We start from the raw sequence: 11,257 nt of genomic DNA on the forward strand, positions 1-11,257 counted from the left end.
TTCTACTGTTCCCGCGGGATGCTTTCTTCCCGTCAGGATAGGCCAAAGGCGCCGGGACTTCAGCCGGCGCCTATCGTTTGGTAGGAAAGGGGCCCGCGGCCCCGGTTATGCTTTTTGGGTGAGATGGGCGCTCTTTACTTCCTCCATGGTGGGGATGGATGGGGCCGCGCCGTTTTTGGAGACGGCCAGGGAGGAGGCGATGGAAGCGTATTCCAACGCTTTGGGCACCGGCTCTCCCGCCATGACGGTGGAGAGGAAAAAGCCGGTAAAAGTGTCCCCGGCGGCGGTGGTATCCACCACCTGGACGTCGTAGATGCCGTGGGTGTAGGTGGACTTTCCGTCGTAGTACATGACACCCCGCTTGCCTAAAGTGAGCACCACAATGCAACCGGGATAGATGTCCCGCATCTTCCGGGCGATCTTTTCGGGCTCCACTTCCCCGGTCATCTCGTTGCCCTCGATCTCATTGAGGATAAAGTAGGTGATCTTGCTCAAATCCATTTGGAGGAGCTCCTTGCTGATGGGGGAGGGATTGAGGGCCAGCACCATTCCCTTGGCATAGGCTTTCTCGATGATGGCGTCGATGGAGCTAATCTCGTTTTGCAATAGCAGCATGTCCCCCTTGTTAAAGTGGGAGAGGACCTCGTCCACATCCTGGGCGGTGATCTCCTGGTTTGCGCCGCCGTAGAGCAGGATGCAGTTTTGCCCGTTCTTGTCCACCTGGATGATGGCGTGGCCGGTGCGGCCCTCGGTCATTTTGACGAGAGAGGCGTCGGCGCCGTATTGGGTGAGGACGTCGATGAGCATCTGTCCGTCCACGCCCACCTTGCCGGCGTGATAGACTTCCGCCCCCGCCTTGGCCAGGGCCACCGACTGATTGAGCCCTTTGCCGCCGCTGAAAATTTCCATTTTGAGGGAAGCGGTGGTTTCACCGGGCCGGACAAAATGATCCATGGAATAGACGTTATCAATATTTAACGAACCAAAGTTGAGAATTTTCATAGGGAAACGCTCCTTTATGTAAAATCTTATCCTTTTTGGCTGCGGATGCTCTCGCGGATGATGAAGTCGTGCTGGAGAACAAAGCGGTTGTTGGCCGCGGTGTAGGTGGCGTCCCGGTCGGTGACCAGGGAGAAGGTGAGGCGTCCCATCTGCTCCCGGGGCTGGTTGACGGTGGAGAGGGAGGGGACGGTGTAGCGGCTGATGTCGATGTTGTCAAAACCGATCATGGATACGTCCTGAGGGATGCGCAACCCCCGCTCGGACAGCACCCGCTTCATGCCGATGGCCAGGTAGTCGGAGGAGGCCATGACGCCGTCGGGGACCTCTTTGGAAAGGATGGAGGTCATGGCGTAATAGCCCGCCTCCAATTTGCCCAGCAGCACGTCGTTTGCCACCACAATTTTATTTTCACTGTAAATCCCATGCTGTTTCATGGCGTCGATGACCCCGTCCATGCGCTTTTGCACCGGCGCAGACATGACCTTCTGGGTGACATAATAGACGTTCTCGCATCCGTTTTGTATCAGGCAGGTCATAGCGTCGTAGGCGGAACGGTAGTTGTCGATGACCACATGGGGAATGGTGCCGGTCTCGTCGTACTTGTCCGCGTAGGCCACATGGTTATTGGGGTTCATGAGCAGATTTTGCACCAGCTGTGTGTCGTCGTCCCCGGTGCCGATAAAGACAAAGCAGTTGACTTTGATACTGCGCAGATAGGAAATCTGCCGCTCCTCCTCCGCCAGGGAATTTTTGGTCTCGGAGACATAGATGGGGTATCCCGTCTCGTTGCAACGGTCTCTAAGCCCCTTGACGATCTCCAAATAAAAGGAGTTATAGAGATCGGGGACCAGCACCCCCAGGCAGATATAATGGGACTGGCGCAGAGAGACGGCGAAATTATTGGGCACATAGTTGAGCTTTTTTACGGCGTCGAGCACCTTGTCCCGGGTTTCCTTACGCACCTTGTCGCTGCTGTTGAGCACCAGCGAAACGGTGGAGGGAGCGACACCGGCTAGGAGCGCGACATCTTTGATCGTTGCAGGCTTGTTTTCTTTCATTGAGAGCTTCCCACCTTCCAGATTCGGACTTAAAGCGAAGGGATGATCGTTATGTCAATTGGTTAGTATGTCAAAATAAAATCGTTTTTCTACTGTAATCATAATATGCCCGCTGTCATTTGTCAACCGAAGATGGACAGAGAAAAACGGCTGTTAAATGAGGATTTAACAGCCGTTTTGTTCGTTTCGTGCAATGGGTCAAAAAGCTCCCGAAGATTAGACTCTCCACTTCTCCAGGCTTTCGATGAACTTGCTGTTTTCAGTGACGACCTGTACGGGTTTTGAATAATCCAGCGCCATCAGTCCAAGGACGGATTTCGCATCCGCGATTTTACCGTCGGTGGTGTGGACGCCCACATCGTCCTCGCAATTCCAAGCCATGTTCATGAATGTCTTTAAATCTTCAGCGCTTTCCAGCTTGATAAATGCTACCATGATCAAAACCTACCTTTCGTTTATCAAATTGCAATCCAATTTTTTACTCTTTGAGTATGGTTTTATTATAGCACGCTTTTTCACAGATATCAATATTTTTTTAGTAGAAGTGTTAAAAATTAGACGGAATATTTTATGCAGAACTTACAAAAACGCTGGGATTCTCCCTGAATGGAGCCAACAGAGCGGGCCAATCTTTTTGAAAGTTTGGCTGTGCCGCCGGCCGGAAATATGGTATAATAGGCACATATTACAAGCGGGAGGAAAGAAAATGTCGAATCAAACGCTCAATATGAAGCCCAACGTCGCCGCGGCCCTCTCCTATGTGTTCGGATGGATTTCCGGACTGATCATCTTTTTCCTAGAGAAACAGGACCGCTATGTCCGCATCCACGCCATGCAGTCCATTCTGGTGTCCGCCATTTTTACCGTTCTCACCGCGGTCATCCGGTTTGTTTTGGGCTGGTTTTTCCTGGGGAAACTCATTCTTGGCGTTTTGAGCTTTGCCTTCTTCCTCGTCTGGCTCATCTGCATCGTCCAGGCGGCCAGCTACAAGGACTTCCGCATTCCCTTCATCGGCGCCATCGCTGAGGGAATTGTCGGCTAAACTTAGCAAAAGGAAGGAAGTGACCCATGAAAGGCGCGATTTTTGACATGGACGGCACCCTGCTCGATTCCATGGGCGCGTGGGACCGGGTGGTCCCCCTCTTTTTAAAAAAACACGGGGTTGCGGACCCGGGGGACATCAACATCGCCATTGCCGCCATGACCTTTGTCGACGGCGCGCAGTACACGGTGGACCGGTTTTCCCTGCCCATGACCGCCGCGGACGTCATGAAGGGCCTCAACGACCTGATGCTCTGGGAGTATACCCATACGGTGCAGCTAAAGCCCGGCGTGCGGGATTATCTTGAAAAGCTCAGGGAGGAGGGCGTCGCCCTGTGCGTGGCCACCGCCACCGACCGGGCGCTGGCCCTCCCGGCCTTGGAGCGGCAGGGGATTTTGGACCTGTTCCAGTTTGTGGTGTCGGTGGAGGAAGTGGGGGTCGGCAAAGAGCGCCCCGAGATCTTCCTCGAGTGCGCCCGGCGTCTCGCCCTGCCGGCCGAGGAATGCTGTGTGTATGAAGACGCCCTCCACAGCATCCAGGCGGCCCGGGGCGCGGGATTTGCCACCTGCGGCGTGGCCGACGGCGGCAGCGCCGCGGTGGACGCGGGAGAAATTGAGCGGCTCTCCACCTTTTATATCACGAGCTTTGAAGAACTGTTGTAAAACGGTTGTCAAACGCGCATTTATTCTTTATAATACAACATAGTGATTTCGTTTCGGCCCCGGGAGCGAAACGCCCGCGCCCTGCGGGGATGGGGGCCGGACCGCCGGGGGAAAACCGGCGAAAGAAAACCAAAGGCAGATGGAAAAGGACAGCACCGATGACGTGCTGTTTTTCCTTGTCAGTTTTAGGATGGAAAGAGAAAAGCAAGGGGGAACGGGATGAAAAGGCAAGGATTTGACAACGACCAATATGTACAGCTCCAGTCCGAGCACATTCTCAAACGGATTGCAGCGTTTGGAGGCAAGCTCTATCTGGAATTTGGAGGCAAGCTCTTCGACGATTTCCACGCGTCGCGGGTGCTGCCGGGTTTTGCTCCCGACAGTAAGGTCAAGATGCTCTTGGAGCTGAAAGACCAGGCGGAGATCGTTATCGTCATCAACGCCGCGGACATCGAGAAGAACAAGGTCCGCGGGGACCTGGGCATCACCTACGACGTGGATGTCCTGCGTCTCATCGACGCCTTCCAGGGCATCGGCCTCTATGTGGGCAGCGTGGTCATCGCCCAGTTTTCCGGACAGCCAGCCGCCGAGACCTTCAAAAAGCGGCTGGAGAACCTGGGCATCAAAGTCTACCTTCATTATCCCATCGCCGGTTACCCGGCCAACATCCCCCTGATCGTCAGTGACGACGGCTACGGCAAGAACGAATATATCGAAACCTCCCGGCCCCTGGTGGTCATCACCGCCCCCGGCCCCGGCAGCGGCAAGATGGCCACCTGCCTGTCCCAGCTCTACCATGAGTACAAGCGGGGCATCAAGGCGGGGTACGCCAAGTTTGAAACCTTCCCCATCTGGAACCTGCCCCTCAAGCACCCGGTGAACCTGGCCTATGAAGCCGCCACCGCCGACCTCAACGACGTCAACATGATCGACCCGTTCCATCTGGAGGCCTACGGGGAGAAGGCGGTCAACTACAACCGGGACGTGGAGATCTTCCCGGTCCTCAACGCCATCTTTGAAAAGATCGCGGGGACAAGCCCCTATAAGTCCCCCACCGACATGGGGGTCAACATGGCGGGCAACTGTATTGTGGACGACGACGCGGTCTGCGAGGCCTCCCGGGAAGAGATCATCCGCCGCTACTACCACGCCCTGTGCGACCAGCGCCAGGGACGGGTGGACGCCGACGCCGTCTATAAAGTGGAACTGCTCATGAACCAGGCGGGTGTATCCCCCGAAAAGCGGGCGGTGGTCCAGCCGGCTTTAGACCGGGCGGAGGCCACCGGCCTGCCTGCCGCCGCCATCCAGCTCCCCGACGGAACCATCATCACCGGCAAGACTTCCTCCCTGCTGGGGGCGTCGGCTGCCGTCATCCTCAACGCACTCAAAGCCCTGGGCGGCATCAACCACGACATGCATCTGATTTCCCCCATCATCATTGAGCCCATCCAGAACCTCAAAATCAAGCACCTGGGCAACCACAATCCGAGGCTCCACACCGACGAGATTTTGATCGCTCTCTCCATCTGTGCCGCAACCAATCCCACGGCGGAGCTTGCGATGCGCCAACTTCCCAAACTCCGCGGATGCGAGGCACATTCCTCCGTCATCCTCTCCCAGGTGGACGATTCGGTCTTCCGCAAGCTGGGCATCAACCTGACCTGCGAGCCAAAATATCAAACCAAAAAGCTCTATCATAAATAGGCCTGGACGTCTGCGGTGTGGGGCCTGCCTACCTTCCAAATCCATGCGAGCGAGTAGGGTTTCATAGGGGTCCCGGGAACGGACAGCTTTTCGCCTGTCCGTTCCCGGAAGAGGCGAAAAACAAAAGATCACCAAAAGTTAACCATTGTGGGTAATTGTTGCACCTTTGGAAGGAGGCTTTCAAAGGTGCTTTTTTCGCCTTTTTAAGATTTTGGGATGAAACAAGTTCCATCTTTTCCACGGGGCTGTCCGTACAGGAAGAGTGGAAAAGCGGTAAAAGTGCCGGTTTTTTTGGAAGTTGTGGATGAAACTTGTCCCAAACTGGGAGCGATAGATAGGGCTTTTCATAAAATTGTTATATTTTTAACAAGATGAATCAAACTTCACAATAGTTGTGGGAGGAAATGGACGAACTTTGGCATTGTAAAAGCTTGTAAAATTCCGGGTAAACTGCTACAATGAACATGGCGGTAAAATGTAGGGACAATTCACCGCAAGAAAAACAAATACTGTTTGAAAAAGGAGCGTTTACTTATGTTAGTAACCATGAAAGCAATCCTTGATCGTGCAAGCGAAGGCAATTACGCCGTTGCAGCGCCAAACGTGGGTTCCGAGCTGGATGCACGCGCAGCCATCGAAATCGCGGAGGAGCTCAACGCACCGATCATTCTTGATGTACATATCACCCATCATCCTGATTTTGAGTTCATCGGCCCGGTTTTCCGCAAACTCGCCGAGGAATCCAAAGTTCCGGTCGCCATCAACCTGGATCATGGTGCTGACTTCCATCAGGCTATCCTGGCCATCCGCTCCGGTTTCACTTCCATCATGGTTGACCGCTCCATGCTGCCCTACGATGAGAACGTCAAAGAAGTTAAAGAGCTGGTGAGAATCGCTCACGAAGTCGGCGTTTCTGTCGAGGCTGAGCTGGGCCACGTAGGCAACGGCGAGAACATGGAAGACGCTGGCGTTTACACCGATCCGAAGGAAGCGCTCCAGTACATTAAAGATACCGGCATCGACTGCCTGGCAGTATCCGTTGGTACCGCTCACGGCGCTTATGTCAATGTCGTTCCCAAACTGCAGTTCGACCTGCTCAAAGAGATCAAAGAAGTCACCAATAACTTCCCGCTGGTTATGCACGGCGGTTCCGGCACCGGCGACGAGCAGCTGCGCAAAGCTTGCTCCATGGGCATCAACAAAGTCAACCTCTGCAACGACCTGCTCAAAGCAGCTGTCGCGGAAGTTGTCAACGCCAACACCGAGGGCAACGGCGCTTACGACCTGTGGGTCCTGGTTAAGAAGGGCTTCAAACGTCGTCTGGGCGAGCTCATCGAGATCCTGGGTGGAAAAGACAAGGCTTGGACTCCCGAAGTCAAAGGCCTGCCCACCTTCGAGATTCAGGCTGGCGAATAATCTCTCCTTTTAAAAAAGTAAAACCGGTATGGATTTTTCCATACCGGTTTTTTTCTTTTCCTTGGCCCGGCCTTTCCGACCCAAAGAGCGCGTTGACAAGTCATGTTTGTCGCATTATACTGAAAAACAGCGAAGCTGTGCTTGTGGAACAAAGGTCGACGCCGTGGCGCCAACGCATTGGGGCGCGGAGAGCTGCACACCCGATAGCGCGGCCTGTTTTACGAAGTGCCATCGATGGAGGCAAACTCCCTTCATGGTCAGCGCAGCCGATCCAATACAGAAGCGGCGTCCGGCGCATCACGCCCGGCGTGCGCAAAAGCTAAGGAGATGGGCAGATGAAAGAAAAAGCGAAAAGCCTGATCGGGGAGTTTAAGGAATTTATCTCCCGCGGCAATGTGATGGACATGGCAGTGGGCGTCATCATCGGCACCGCCTTCACCGCCATCGTCAACTCCCTGGTCAAAGATGTGGTCATGCCGGCCATCGGCTACCTCATCGGCGGAATCGACTTCACGGAATTTAAGATCGTCTTGTCCCAGGCGGTGGGGGAGGTCCCCGAGACAGCCATCTATTACGGCACCTTCATCCAGAACATCATCAATTTCCTGCTGATTGCCCTGGTGGTCTTTTTGATGGTCAAAGCCATCAACCTGTTCCACCGCAAAAAGGAGGAGCCGATCACGGAGGAAGCGCCTGAGGAGCCGGAAATTTCCGCAGAGCTTGCCATGCTCACCGAGATCAGAGACCTGCTCAAAGAGCAGAAGAACCAAAGGGAATAGCGGCGGCCCAAAAGAAAACGAGAAAAGCCCCGGACGCAAAAGTCCGGGGCTTTTTGTATTTGATCATGAAAGAGACGCACCCGCCACGAAGGCTTCAAATTCCCGGGAACCGTGTGGGAACGATTCGAGAAGACTGCGGATGCAAAACAAAAATGTGGTGCCAAAGCGCGTTTATTCGAGCATCTCATAGCCGCTGATGAGTACCGGCATTTTGAGGATGCCCAACTCCTTTTCTAAAAGAACCCCGTTGCGGTTGGGATAGTTAAAGCCGTAACTTGCCTTGATGCACTGGGAGATAAACTGCACCGCCCGGTCGATGGCCACCGGCAGGCTGTCCCCCTGGAGGAGGCTGCCGATCACCACGCTGGCGAAGGTGTCCCCGGTGCCGGGGTAGGAGGCGGGAATGTAGCGGCAGCCCACCTTCCAGAAGGTGTCGTTGCCCCGGTCATAGGCGATGACGTTGGTATTTTTCCCCCGTTTCTCCCCGGGAGCGCTGGTGATGATGACGATGCCCGGGCCGATGTCCGCCAGCTCAAGGAGCCACTGCTTGATTTCCTCGTCACTGATGTGCTCTACGCAGGGCCGCCCCAGCAGGAAGGCCGCCTCGGTAAAGTTGGGGGTGATGATGTCCGCCTTGGCTACCAGCCGCTTCATCTCAGGGATGATCTCCTCGCTCATGGAGCTGTAAAGCCGCCCGTTGTCCCCCATCACCGGGTCCACCACCACCAGATTGTCCGGTGTGCCGAAGTAGTCGATAAAGTCGGCCACAATGTTGATTTGCCGGGTGGAGCCGAGAAACCCGGAGTACACGCAGTCGAAATGTAAGTCCAGCCGCTTCCAGTTGTCGATATATTCCTCCATGGTATCGGTCAGGTCCACGAAGCTGTAATGCTCAAATCCCCCGGTGTGGTTGGAGAGAATGGCCGTGGGCAGAGGGCAGACTTGTACGCCCATAGTGGACAGCGTCGGGATGATCGCACAGAGGGACGCTCTGCCGAATCCTGACAAATCGTGAATAGCCGCCACTTTTTTGATCGCATTGTTCATAAATTCCATCCTTTTTGTCGATTCAATGTGTTTTTATACTATTTGTAAAACTATTTCCGGCGAAACGTGGTGATTCCTTTATAATCGACAGCTTCCACCCGTTGATCCTGCCGCAGTTTAGCGAGAAACTTGTCTTTATTGGGAGAACAGCGGGAATCGAGGAAGCTCATAACCTCAAACTGGTTCATGGGGTGGCGGGCGATGATGGAGAGGATGGCTTCGTAGTCGTCGGCGATTTCGCTGAAGAAGGAGCCGGTGCTGAGCATGTCGATGGAGATGCCGCCCAGCTTTTCCACCGCGTACTGGATGGCGGCGGGGGAGGCCACCCGGACGTCGGGCTCGGCCGGGGGACGGACGGGGGTATTGATGTAGAGCCGGTCATAGCGGATGCGGGGCAGGAGCTCCGCGAACCGGTCGATGGCGGCGGGGCTGTCGTTGACGCCGCCGCAGAGCATGATTTCCAACCAGAGCTGGCCGGTATACGCATGGGAAAAGGCAATGAGCCCCTCCTGGATCTCCTGGAAGCGGAGACTGCCCTGGGGCCGGTCGATGCGCCTGAAGGTCTCTTCGTCGCAGGCGTCGAGAGAGGGCAGGACGATATCGCAGTGCATGAGCTCTTCCCGGACCTGGGGGTCACTGAGGAGGGCGGAATTTGTGATGACGGCCACCGGTTTGTCGGTGCGGCGCTTGACTTCCTTGATGAGTTCGCCCAACTTGGCATAAAGGGTGGGCTCCCCCTCGCCCACGATGGTGACCACGTCGAATTTGTCCTCGTCCTTTAAATAGGTTTCAAATTCAGCGATGATCTCCGAAACGGGATAATATTCCCGCCGCTGGGTGGTCATGTGATCGGTGCGCCCCAGCTGACAGTAGATGCAGGAGTAATTGCAGGTTTTGGGCGGGATAGGACTCAGCCCCAGGGAGTTGCCCAACCGTCTGGAGGGGACGGGGCCAAAGGCGTGCTGTAAGTTTTCCATTCAATCACCTCATTATTAAAAAGAAGAAAGGGCTGGGAAGTCACGCCCCAATTTCCTATGAAGACACCGTCGCGGCGCACGCGTTTGCGTCTCAAACGAAACCGCAGCGCGGTATCCTCCGCCGGTAGGCCCCAACCGGGGCGGGTATGTCACGCCCCGGTTTCCTATGAAGACACTGTCGCGGCGCACGCGTTTGCGTCTCAAAGGAAGCCACAGCGCGGTATCCTCCGCCGGTAGGCGGTATTCTGGGAATATTTTAGCACACAACGGGAACGGATACAAATAAAAACAGCGGAAGGAAGCCCTTCCGCCGCGTGATGTTTCCATTATTGTTCCCGCTCGATCTGGGAGAGATCGAAAGGGGTATTTTGGTAGACGAAATAGTTGAGCCAATTGGAAAAGAGAAGGTTCGCGTGCCCTCTCCAGATATGTAAGGGCGTTTGCCGGGGATCGTCGCCGGGAAAGTAGTTCTTGGGCACCTCAATGGGAAGACCCAAATTGACATCCCGGAAGTATTCGGTGGCCAGGGTTTCCCGGTCATATTCCGAGTGACCAGTGACAAAAAACTGCCGTCCGTTTTTCTTCCCTACGATATAAACGCCCGCTTCCTCCGACTCAGCCAGGATTTCCAGTTTAGCGTGCTTCTCAATGTCCTTGCGCAAAATGGTGGTGTGGCGGGAGTGGGGGGCCATAAAACGCTCGTCAAAGCCCCGGAGCAGGGCATGATCGGGCAAAAGGGTGTTGTGAGGGAAGATGCCGAACATCTTTTTTGGCAACGGGTGCTTAGGGATACCATAATGATAGTAGAGCCCCGCCTGGGCGCCCCAGCAGATATGCAGGGTGGAGAAGACGTTGGTTTTGCTCCACGCCATGATTTTGCAAAGTTCCGGCCAGTAATCCACCTGTTCAAAGTCCATCTGCTCCACCGGAGCGCCGGTGATGATCATCCCGTCGAAGCGCTGGTCTTTGATGTCGTCAAATGTCTGATAAAATTTAAGTAGATGCTCGCTGGGGGTATTCTTGGACACATGGGAGGCGGTGAGCAATAACTCGATGTCCACCTGCAGCGGCGTGTTACTCAGCAGCCGGAGCAGTTGGGTTTCCGTCTCGATCTTTTTGGGCATTAAATTGAGTATCACGATTTTTAACGGCCGGATGTCCTGGTGGGCGGCGCGCTGCTCATTGATAACAAAGATATTTTCGCTTTCCAGCACCGCCTGTGCAGGCAGACCGTCAGGAATATTAATCGGCATAATTTCCTCCGTCAGTTGGCAATACTACCTTTATATAGAAGAGTCATCTTCATTATACCGAGGGGAAAGGGTAAATACAAGAGAGAATATGGCAGGGAAAATCGACAAGTTGGCTGGATGAATTGGATAAAAAGACAAGATCGGCCTGTGCAAAAAGACAAAAATGAAGGGCAATGAAAAATACTTTGAATTTTTGTCAAAAAAGGGATTGACAGGGGGGAGGGCGTATGGTAAAATAAATGAGCTGTCCGGGAAAAGGACGGGCGGGAGCCCGGAAACGAAAAGGCAGCAAAAAAAAGAATGGGAAATATATTGAC

At 54.5% G+C, this 11,257-nt stretch carries 11 protein-coding genes; 5 read left to right on the forward strand and 6 right to left on the reverse strand.

Going from position 1 to position 11,257, the window contains the following annotated elements; all coding sequences use genetic code 11:
- Window positions 1-105: 105 nt before the first annotated feature.
- The 3 genes from H8709_RS06625 to H8709_RS06635 form a co-directional block, all read right to left on the reverse strand.
- Complete coding sequence (locus tag H8709_RS06625; protein ID WP_262397584.1) at window positions 106-1,002, reverse strand: ribokinase; 897 nt, start codon at window positions 1,000-1,002, stop codon at window positions 106-108.
- Between the two features lie 26 nt (window positions 1,003-1,028).
- Window positions 1,029-2,060, reverse strand: a complete 1,032-nt coding sequence (locus H8709_RS06630; RefSeq protein WP_262397585.1) for a LacI family DNA-binding transcriptional regulator — start codon at window positions 2,058-2,060, stop codon at window positions 1,029-1,031.
- 216 nt (window positions 2,061-2,276) lie between these two features.
- On the reverse strand, window positions 2,277-2,495 hold the full coding sequence (locus H8709_RS06635) for an HPr family phosphocarrier protein (protein WP_262397586.1): 219 nt from the start codon (window positions 2,493-2,495) through the stop codon (window positions 2,277-2,279).
- A 271-nt stretch (window positions 2,496-2,766) separates the two neighbouring features.
- Here H8709_RS06635 and H8709_RS06640 point away from each other — a divergent pair, with 271 nt between their 5' ends.
- From H8709_RS06640 to mscL, 5 genes are all read left to right on the forward strand, one after another.
- The gene (locus tag H8709_RS06640) at window positions 2,767-3,102 is read left to right on the forward strand and encodes a DUF4870 domain-containing protein (RefSeq protein WP_262397587.1); all 336 of its coding nucleotides are present in this window, start codon (window positions 2,767-2,769) and stop codon (window positions 3,100-3,102) included.
- A 26-nt stretch (window positions 3,103-3,128) separates the two neighbouring features.
- On the forward strand, window positions 3,129-3,764 hold the full coding sequence (locus tag H8709_RS06645) for an HAD family hydrolase (RefSeq protein WP_262397588.1): 636 nt from the start codon (window positions 3,129-3,131) through the stop codon (window positions 3,762-3,764).
- A gap of 219 nt (window positions 3,765-3,983) precedes the next feature.
- Complete coding sequence (locus H8709_RS06650) at window positions 3,984-5,468, forward strand: DUF1846 domain-containing protein (protein ID WP_262397589.1); 1,485 nt, start codon at window positions 3,984-3,986, stop codon at window positions 5,466-5,468.
- A 546-nt stretch (window positions 5,469-6,014) separates the two neighbouring features.
- The gene (locus H8709_RS06655; RefSeq protein ID WP_262397590.1) at window positions 6,015-6,884 is read left to right on the forward strand and encodes a class II fructose-bisphosphate aldolase; all 870 of its coding nucleotides are present in this window, start codon (window positions 6,015-6,017) and stop codon (window positions 6,882-6,884) included.
- A 335-nt stretch (window positions 6,885-7,219) separates the two neighbouring features.
- The gene (gene mscL / locus H8709_RS06660) at window positions 7,220-7,663 is read left to right on the forward strand and encodes a large-conductance mechanosensitive channel protein MscL (protein ID WP_262397591.1); all 444 of its coding nucleotides are present in this window, start codon (window positions 7,220-7,222) and stop codon (window positions 7,661-7,663) included.
- Window positions 7,664-7,834: 171 nt separating this feature from the next.
- Here mscL and H8709_RS06665 read toward each other — a convergent pair whose 3' ends face one another.
- From H8709_RS06665 to metA, 3 genes are all read right to left on the reverse strand, one after another.
- Complete coding sequence (locus tag H8709_RS06665; RefSeq protein WP_262397592.1) at window positions 7,835-8,710, reverse strand: pyridoxamine kinase; 876 nt, start codon at window positions 8,708-8,710, stop codon at window positions 7,835-7,837.
- A 50-nt stretch (window positions 8,711-8,760) separates the two neighbouring features.
- Window positions 8,761-9,687, reverse strand: coding sequence for a radical SAM protein (locus tag H8709_RS06670; protein WP_262397593.1), 927 nt, complete (start codon window positions 9,685-9,687; stop codon window positions 8,761-8,763).
- Window positions 9,688-10,013: 326 nt separating this feature from the next.
- Window positions 10,014-10,940, reverse strand: coding sequence for a homoserine O-acetyltransferase MetA (gene metA / locus H8709_RS06675; protein WP_262397594.1), 927 nt, complete (start codon window positions 10,938-10,940; stop codon window positions 10,014-10,016).
- Window positions 10,941-11,257 lie beyond the last annotated feature (317 nt).

Origin of the sequence: Zongyangia hominis, assembly GCF_014385095.1 — a bacterium.
In the GTDB taxonomy this organism is placed as follows: Bacteria; Bacillota; Clostridia; order Oscillospirales; family Ruminococcaceae; genus Zongyangia; species Zongyangia hominis.

Coding starts and splice junctions, on each gene's coding strand:
- H8709_RS06635 (WP_262397586.1), bottom strand. CDS start 2,495: ATGGTAGCATTTATCAAGCTGGAAAGCGCTGAAGATTTAAAGACATTC.
- H8709_RS06645 (WP_262397588.1), top strand. CDS start 3,129: ATGAAAGGCGCGATTTTTGACATGGACGGCACCCTGCTCGATTCCATG.
- H8709_RS06630 (WP_262397585.1), bottom strand. CDS start 2,060: ATGAAAGAAAACAAGCCTGCAACGATCAAAGATGTCGCGCTCCTAGCC.
- mscL (WP_262397591.1), top strand. CDS start 7,220: ATGAAAGAAAAAGCGAAAAGCCTGATCGGGGAGTTTAAGGAATTTATC.
- H8709_RS06665 (WP_262397592.1), bottom strand. CDS start 8,710: ATGAACAATGCGATCAAAAAAGTGGCGGCTATTCACGATTTGTCAGGA.
- H8709_RS06655 (WP_262397590.1), top strand. CDS start 6,015: ATGAAAGCAATCCTTGATCGTGCAAGCGAAGGCAATTACGCCGTTGCA.
- metA (WP_262397594.1), bottom strand. CDS start 10,940: ATGCCGATTAATATTCCTGACGGTCTGCCTGCACAGGCGGTGCTGGAA.
- H8709_RS06650 (WP_262397589.1), top strand. CDS start 3,984: ATGAAAAGGCAAGGATTTGACAACGACCAATATGTACAGCTCCAGTCC.
- H8709_RS06640 (WP_262397587.1), top strand. CDS start 2,767: ATGTCGAATCAAACGCTCAATATGAAGCCCAACGTCGCCGCGGCCCTC.
- H8709_RS06625 (WP_262397584.1), bottom strand. CDS start 1,002: ATGAAAATTCTCAACTTTGGTTCGTTAAATATTGATAACGTCTATTCC.
- H8709_RS06670 (WP_262397593.1), bottom strand. CDS start 9,687: ATGGAAAACTTACAGCACGCCTTTGGCCCCGTCCCCTCCAGACGGTTG.